At 40.2% G+C, this 5,369-nt stretch carries 4 protein-coding genes and 1 tRNA gene; 2 read left to right on the top strand and 3 right to left on the bottom strand.

The window, feature by feature from the left end:
- Window positions 1-76 (bottom strand) — tRNA-Glu (locus ACEYX7_RS10510).
- Between the two features lie 205 nt (window positions 77-281).
- On the bottom strand, window positions 282-2,102 hold the full coding sequence (gene ggt, locus ACEYX7_RS10505) for a gamma-glutamyltransferase (RefSeq protein WP_374805393.1): 1,821 nt from the start codon (window positions 2,100-2,102) through the stop codon (window positions 282-284).
- Between the two features lie 234 nt (window positions 2,103-2,336).
- On the opposite strand from ggt, the gene murD reads away from it, so the two are divergent.
- Together murD and ftsW are read left to right on the top strand one after the other, a co-directional pair.
- Window positions 2,337-3,689 (top strand): UDP-N-acetylmuramoyl-L-alanine--D-glutamate ligase, encoded by a 1,353-nt coding sequence (murD, locus tag ACEYX7_RS10500; RefSeq protein ID WP_374807144.1) that lies wholly within the window; start codon window positions 2,337-2,339, stop codon window positions 3,687-3,689.
- Window positions 3,690-3,759: 70 nt separating this feature from the next.
- The gene (gene ftsW / locus ACEYX7_RS10495) at window positions 3,760-4,911 is read left to right on the top strand and encodes a putative lipid II flippase FtsW (protein ID WP_465246280.1); all 1,152 of its coding nucleotides are present in this window, start codon (window positions 3,760-3,762) and stop codon (window positions 4,909-4,911) included.
- 114 nt (window positions 4,912-5,025) lie between these two features.
- Here the strand turns inward: ftsW and ACEYX7_RS10490 are convergent, their stop codons facing one another.
- On the bottom strand, window positions 5,026-5,283 hold the full coding sequence (locus ACEYX7_RS10490; protein ID WP_374900549.1) for an OmpA family protein: 258 nt from the start codon (window positions 5,281-5,283) through the stop codon (window positions 5,026-5,028).
- Window positions 5,284-5,369: the final 86 nt, after the last annotated feature.

Raw genomic sequence — 5,369 nt, 5'->3', positions numbered from 1 at the left:
TGGCGTCCCTACGGGGATTCGAACCCCGGTTACCGCCGTGAAAGGGCGATGTCCTAGGCCTCTAGACGATAGGGACGGCACACACAAGACTTATTTAAAAAACATATCTTGCTAAGAACGAGATGCATTCTATTGCTTTTTGTATTGCAATGCAAATACTTTTTGATTTATTTTATATTTTTTTGACTGTTTGATTTATTTTTAAACAAAATTCTATTTTGCATGGCTAATTTTTTGATTCAATCTCTTTTAACCATGCAAAACTCACCTAAATTTTAATTTTAGTCTCCCATAACCTTACCTTCACGGCGAGGATCAGCACCACCGATCAGGCTGTCTTTTTGGATAATGATCCCTTGTACACCTGAATTTAAATCACGAACATCCGTTTTATAGCCCAAAGCTTTTAAGTCTTCCACATATTGCGTAGCAGAACTGTTTTGTTCTAGTTCATAATTACCAAACCGATTTAATACATTCGGCATAGTAATCGCATGTTGTATATCCATTCCCCAATCCACATGTGCCATTAAAGTCTTGGCAACATAGCCGATAATACGACTACCACCAGGTGAGCCTACTGCCATATACGGTTCACCATTCTTAAGCACGATAGTAGGCGACATGGAGGAACGTGGTCGCTTACCTGCTTCAACACGGTTAGCGACTGCAATACCATCTTTGTTTGGCTCAAAGCTAAAATCAGTCAATTGATTATTTAATAGATAACCATTTGCCATGACTGTCGAGCCGAACGCATTTTCAATAGATGTCGTCATAGACAATACATTACCTTGAGCATCAACAATAACAATATGACTTGTTGATGGCAACTCAATCGCTTTCCCCGTTGCACGTTGTATTTCCAATTGTCCTGCCTTGACTTCATTTAATGCTTTATCACTATGCTTGATGAGATCTGCACGCTGCTTGAGGTAATCTGCCGACAGCAAAGCTTGACTTGGTACATTTACAAAGCTTGGATCCGCCACGTAATAGTCACGGTCTGCAAACGCCAAACGTGATGCATCACCGAGTACGCGTAAACTATAAGCAGATGGTTTCGCCAATTGTTGTGTATCAAACTGATTAAGCATACCTACAATTTGCCCCACAGCGATACCACCTGAGCTTGGTGCATCCATACCACAGACCTGATATTGACGATAGTCGGCACATACTGGCTGACGCTCGATAATGCGATATTGTTGCAGATCTTGCAGTGATAATACGCCTGCATTGCTTGGACTCTCAGTGACTGCTTTAATAATATTTTTGGCATATTGACCTTGATAAAAAGGGTTCGCACCTTGTTTTGCCAAAACTTTTAGGCTTTGTGCATATTCCACATTTTTTAATATTTGTCCTGCTTGTAAGGCTTTACCGTTTGGAAAGAAATAATCTTTAGTGTTCGAAAAACGTTGTAAACTATCTTGATTTTGTTCGATAGACTGAGCCATACGTGGTGATACTTGGAAGCCTTTTTCTGCCAAATGAATGGGTTGTTGGAACAGGCTCGACCATGATAGTTGTCCATAACGTTGATGTAATGATTGCATAAGCAATGGAATTGATGGTGTACCTACAGAACGCCCGCCAACTACTGCATCCATAAATTTTAATGGCTTTCCTTCACTATCTAAAAATAATTTTTCATCAGCAGCCAACGGTGCTGTTTCACGTCCATCAAATGTGGTGAGTTTCTTATTTTTATTATCCCAATACACCACAAAAGCACCACCACCTAACCCCGACGATTGTGGTTCGACCAAACCTAAGGTACTTTGCACTGCAATCATGGCATCAATCGCTGAACCACCACGTTTTAAAATATCATAGCCTGCCTGCGTTGCTAGCGGATTTCCAGATGCTACCATGTATTTTTTGGCATAGACTTGCTGTTGTTCGGTCAAGCCTGTACCTTGCTCTGGTGCGAAAGCATCGGCACCCTTATGGTTATCAGATTTATTATTTTGTGTAGCGATTGTCGTTGTATGAGTATTGGTTGAGCTTACGGTTTGACAAGCTACAAGTAGGCTGCTGAGTATGATGATGGTAAGCATTGAATGCTGACGAATACGAAAAGAAGTAGAATTTGACATATCAAATATCCCTATTCAAAGTTATAAAAGCTTATCTTAAGACATTTTTTTAAAATTCTCAAACTATGTATTGAAATATCCGACCGACACCAATCACATCAATCTAAACACCCTATTGATACAAAATAAGAAATTTTTTACATCAAACTATAAAAAGCACAAGTATTCAAAAGCACATAATGCTAGAATTTGGAGGTTTATTTTTTAATTCTTTTTTGAAAATTTAGGTGCATTATGCTCATCCAAAGAGATGGTCTAAAGGTCGTTGCAGGGCTTGGCGTATCTGGTGTTTCGGTGGTGAATTATTTACATAGTCAAGGTTATAAAGTAGCCGTCACTGACTCACGTCCCAATCCACCTGGACAAGAACAGATCCCCGCAGATATTCCACGTGCTTTTGGCGTTTTAGATGCTGAATTATTGTGTTCAGCACAAGAAATTATTTTAAGCCCAGGACTGGCACCGCAGTTGCCTGAGATTCAACAGGCGATTGCCAAAGGTATTTCTGTGGTCAGTGATATTCAGTTATTACGTCGTGCTACCGATGTACCGATTGTAGCAATCACTGGCTCCAATGGTAAAAGTACCGTGACCACACTATTTGCAGAAATGGCACAAGATGCGGGTAAAAAAGTCGCTGTAGGTGGCAATCTTGGTCGTCCTGCTTTGGATTTATTGCAAGATAAGCCTGAATTAATTGTACTCGAGCTATCGAGTTTTCAGCTTGAAACTACCACTAACCTGAATGCCCAAGCGGGCATGATACTCAACATGAGCGAAGACCACCTTGACCGTCATGGCGATATGCAAGGTTATCATCAAGCCAAGCATCGTATTTTTCAAGGTTGTCAAAGTTATGTGTATAACCGTGAAGATAGCCTTACTCGCCCATTGATCAGTGATCATATTCCACATTTTAGCTTTGGGTTAAATGCACCTGACTTAAAACAATATGGCGTATTGCGTGATGTACAAGGCGTAATGTTTTTAGCCAAAGGAACGCAACGGTTACTTGATAGCCGTGAAATGTATTTACAGGGTAGCCATAACGTGGCGAATGCCTTAGCCTGTCTAGCTTTAGGTGAATTGATTGGCTTGCCGTTAGATAGCATGCTCAGCACTTTAAAGTCATTCAAAGGCTTGGCACATCGCTGTGAATACGTCGATGAAATTCAACAGGTTCGCTATTATGATGACTCCAAAGGTACTAATGTTGGTGCAACTTTGGCAGCCATCAACGGGCTTGGGCAAACCTTAGCACCACAAAACGGAAAACTATTAGTAATTTTAGGTGGTGTGGGTAAAGGACAGGACTTTTTGCCTTTACAGGCTACATTAAAAGATTATGCACGTTTCGTGGTCTTGATTGGGGCTGATGCCAAAATCATTGAAACCATTTTGCCTGAACAATTGGCTTTTGCCCATGCCAACAGCTTGCAAGATGCTGTGACACTGTGCCAAAACCATGCACAAGCTGGCGACAATGTATTGCTTTCACCTGCTTGTGCCAGCATGGATATGTTTAAAGATTACCATGATCGTGGACAGCAATTTGTGGCATGTGTAAAACAGCTCAAAGAGAAATAATATGAAAACTTTATCGAATGAGCAAAAATCTAATCGTGTAAATCGATTTTTTAATGTCATAGAAAATGCGATGAATAAGGTTTTTGCGGCAATGCCTAAAGAGATTAATCATCTAAGCTTGTTGCTTTTTTGTGTCACTGCATTACTGTTGGTGGGTAGCGTAATGGTCGCTTCTGCCTCCATGCCTTATGCTGCAACATCAACACCTAATGGCAATGAATTATATTTTTTCACTCGTCATTTGGCTTATCTTTTTGTTGCATCGATTTTTGCAGCGATAGCATATTTTATTCCTACGCGTTATTGGTTTGATAAACTACACGTGATGATGTTTATAGCATCTTTTACATTACTGTTTGCAGTTTTATTTGTAGGTAAAGAGGTCAATGGCTCGTCACGTTGGATTGAGATTGCAGGGGTAACCTTCCAACCTTCTGAATTAGCAAAATTTGCCATGATTGCCATTGCAGCTGACTTTGTGGTTACCAACGCTGATGCGATTCGTGTCAGTGTCACCAATTTACTCCGTTTATGCGTTTCTGTTGGTATTATTGTTGGTTTGATTGGCACACAGGATCTTGGTGCTGCAATTGTGGTCTTCATTTCTGTAGCAGTCATTATTTTCTTGGCAGGTATTCCTTTTCTTGCCAGTGCATCTATTTTGGGTTTGGCATTATCTGTCGTGGTTATCGGTGTTTTGCTGACGCCGTGGCGTTTAGAACGTGTTCTTTCTTTTCTCGATCCATGGAGCGATCGACATGGTACAGGTTACCAACTTACACAAAGTTTGATGGCATTTGGTCGTGGTGAATGGACTGGCGTTGGCTTAGGTCAGAGTGTACAAAAATTAGCTTACTTACCAGAAGCACACACTGACTTTATGTTAGCAATTAGTGCTGAAGAGTTAGGGTTCTTCGGCGTATTTAGTATTTTCGCTTTGTCATTCCTATTGGTTGCGTGCTGTATGCGAATCGGTATGGTCGCTCTGCGTAATAATCACTTACGTGCTGGTTATTTATGTTATGGTATTGCCAGTATTTTTTTATTTCAAACCTGTGTAAATGCAGGGATGAATATGGGTCTATTACCTGTAAAAGGATTGACTCTACCATTTATTAGTTATGGTGGTTCATCTTTGGTTGTTTGTGCTGTCATGATTGCAGTTGTAGTAAGAATCGCTAAAACCACATCAACACCCAATATCAATGACTCAAAAACTTAAAATTTTTTTAGGCAATAAAATCGGAACATCTGTTCCGATTTTTTTTGATCAGAAAATAAAAAAGAAACGCATCTCGTAAGATACGCTTCTCTTTGTACAAATAAACTGACGATATTACCAACTTACATTGACACGACGGTTCGGTGTTAAGCAATCGATTGTTTGTGAGTTACGACCACCTTCACATTGGCTATATGTTTCGGTTGGGCCATTCGCTTGAGTCACGATAGTGTTTGCATCTACGCCTTGCTGAATCAACAACTGTTGTACTGTACTTACACGACGCTGTGCCAAACGTTGGTTGTATGCCAAGTTACCAAAACGATCCGTGTAACCTGACAATTCTACACGTGCAGGTCGGTCAATTTTGATTTGATTGGCAATATAGCAAAAGAAAAATAAAATTGGTACAATATAACTATGGCATACTCACAAGACTACCGACAAATGATACTAGC

The sequence above is a fragment of the Hubeiibacter jixunmingi genome (assembly GCF_041928215.1).
In the GTDB taxonomy this organism is placed as follows: domain Bacteria; phylum Pseudomonadota; class Gammaproteobacteria; order Pseudomonadales; family Moraxellaceae; genus Acinetobacter.
Note: the sequence above shows the minus strand (reverse complement) of the source record. Positions and strands in the feature narration are given on the sequence as shown.